Here is a 2,927-nt window from a genome sequence, read left to right as displayed (position 1 = left end):
CCGCATAGTGCTCTCCATTCTTTCCGGAGCACACCGGGGGGGATGATATGATGAAAAACCACCGCACGATTCTTTTCCTGTTCCTGATCATGGCCATCTGCGCCTGCTTCCTCCCGGCGTGAAATACTCTCCCATCACCTATTTTTCGGGTCGTGCGGAAGGGGCGGGAGGTCCCGGATGATGCGTCATCGCCCTTTTGGTGTGTCCTTCGATACCGGAGAGAGGGGGGGTACTTTTGCTGGTGCATGGCCGTGTTTCTGCATTTCCGGAAAAACACCTGCTATCACTCCGAGGAGATTTCTTCCCATTCCATGAAGGGTGGGAAAAAGTTATTTTTTTGATAAATCTGTGAAACAAGAGGATTGAGTTTCCTGATTTTTCGCTAAGGAACGGTTGGGAAATACCATGGTGGATATGTGGATGATTTCCCCCTCTGCCTCAAAAAAAGGGGAGTGCTGGAAGAACCCTCATGACCCGGAGAATTTTGATGATCGCATCCTTGTATTAGGTGGATAGAGTCGCGTGGCGTATAGTGAGTAATTACCAAGAATAAGCATCAAAATAGAATTTTATTGATTCTTATAAAAATTGTCTATTATGTCATACATGAAAAAGAGATCGATTAACCACTATGAAATCGCCAGATAATAGTATTTCTTTAAGATCCAGAGATGGAGTGGGGCTACGATAATGAAAAAAATTATTGGATTACTTTATCAATTTGAAGCGAAACGAAACGACTTTGGTTGTGGAAGTTAACTGATCATCTAAGCGAAATTATTACGCTAACCGGGAAAAAATCGAAAATGAGGAGCCAATTAAAAAAACCTCGCAATCAAACATGGGCTGATGGATGATCTCCTTTCTGGTGAAGTCTGCATAACCAGCCTTATTTCTGTGGAGGCATAACCATGAAAAAGATCGATGGAAAGGAAAAATGTCTCAGCGATTTACTCTCCTTTAAAAAATACACCATCCACTACTATCAAAGGGAATACCGGTGGGGGAAGAAGCAAATCGAAGAACTGATTGACGATTTGACCGATGAATTTCAAAAATATTACAATCCCGAACATTCCCAGGATATGGTTCAGCAATATGGGCATTATTTCCTGGGGTCCATCATTATCAGTAACAGTGAAAGTCAGAATGCTATAATCGATGGTCAACAGCGCCTTACATCACTTACCCTTTTACTGATTTTTTTGAACAATTTGCAGAAAGATCGACCGAATCGGGTGCCTCTTGATCACCTCATCTTCTCGGAAAAGTTCGGGAAGAGATCTTTTAACATCAATGTTGAGGAGAGAGAACCGTGTTTGAATGCCCTCTATACGAATAAACCATTTGACCCCCATGATCAGCCTGAAAGCGTAGTGACGATATACGAACGCTATCGGGATATTGTTGAATTGTTTCCCGAAGACCTGAAAGGAGAAGCATTACCGTTTTTCATCAATTGGCTCATTTATAACGTCGACCTTGTTCAAATCCTTGCGTATACCGAACAGGATGCCCATAAAATATTCGTAACGATGAACGACCGGGGGTTGAGTCTGACCCCGACAGAGATGCTCAAGGGATTCCTCCTCTCTGAAATTCAATCCGATATCATCCGCAATGAAGCAAACGAGATATGGAAAAAGAAGATCCTCCAGCTTAACCAGATTGACAAAGAAGAGGATGCAAACTTTTTCAAGAACTGGCTTCGGGCACAGTATGCTGAAACCATTCGTGAAACAAAAGCCGGAGCGGAGAACGAGGATTGGGATATTATTGGAAAACCATTCCACAAATGGGTAAAGGAAAATAGCGGGAAGATGGGGTTACGCAAATCCGCAGATTATGAACGTTTCATAAAAGAGTATTTCCCTAAATTTGCGGATATTTATATAACTCTAAAAAAATATTCACTCACATTCAACAAAGAGTATGAATATGTCTTTTACAATGCGGATCGGAACTTCACCCTCCAATACCAGGTCATTCTGTCTGCAATAGACCCCTCCGACGATGATGCAACCGTAAAAGAAAAAATCCAGATTGTCAGCAAGTTTATAGACCAGTATATTGCCAGACGAGTATTTAACTTCAAAACCGTGGACTATTCGGTCATGAAAAACCCCATGTTCAAGTTGAGCAAGAAAATACGGAGGAAACCCATCCCGGAATTACGATCAATCCTTCAGAATGAATTACAAGCCATGGAGTTCAAGATAGACGGAATCGACGGGTTCTACTTAAATCAGTTTACCGCCCGCTACATGCTCCATATCCTTGCAAGAATGACCCACTATATCGAGACCGGAAGTGGCCTTGCAACAAAATTTGAGGATTATGTGAACCGGAAGATTCGGAATCCCTATGAAATTGAGCATATCTGGCCGGATCACTACGAATGGTTCAAGGACCAGTTTGCAACCGAAGAAGACTTCCAGAAAGTGAGAAACAAATTCGGGGATTTGCTCCTCCTGCCGAAAGACAAGAATGCGAGCTACAATGACAACCCCTTCGAGGAAAAACTCCCGATGTATTTCAGTGAGAATCTCCTCGCACGTTCATTACATAAGTTGTGTTATCAGAATAACCCCGGTTTTCTCCGATTCATTCAGAAGGAGAATTTGAAGTTCTCACCCTACGATCATTTCTCCTCCAAAGATATAGAAAAGAGACAGGAACTCTATAAACAGATTTGCGATAAAATCTGGAACGTGCCTCTGTAACTGGTATGACCAACAGAATCGCCCTCAAAGGGAAAGAGTATGTTGAAGAACTAGGATAGAAAAAGAGCGGGTCTAAACCAGTTTATTACCTTCAGTGCCGCATGCCTTTTACGAGATCGAGTACGGGCTCGTGAAGGGAGGGGGGAGGAGGGTGAGAACAAATTCCCAATATCTAATACCCCATTTCTTTGTAATTCCTTCCCG

The 2,927-nt window shown here is 42.6% G+C and carries 1 protein-coding gene; it reads left to right on the top strand.

Annotated elements, in window-relative coordinates; genetic code table 11:
* Positions 1-911: 911 nt before the first annotated feature.
* A complete protein-coding gene (locus PLK24_RS10225) occupies positions 912-2,723 on the top strand; it encodes a DUF262 domain-containing protein (protein ID WP_324478821.1) in 1,812 nt (603 codons plus the stop codon).
* Positions 2,724-2,927: the final 204 nt, after the last annotated feature.

The organism is Atribacter sp. (genome assembly GCF_035418125.1).
GTDB classification, from domain to species: Bacteria; Atribacterota; Atribacteria; order Atribacterales; family Atribacteraceae; genus Atribacter; species Atribacter allofermentans.
Note: the sequence above shows the minus strand (reverse complement) of the source record. Positions and strands in the feature narration are given on the sequence as shown.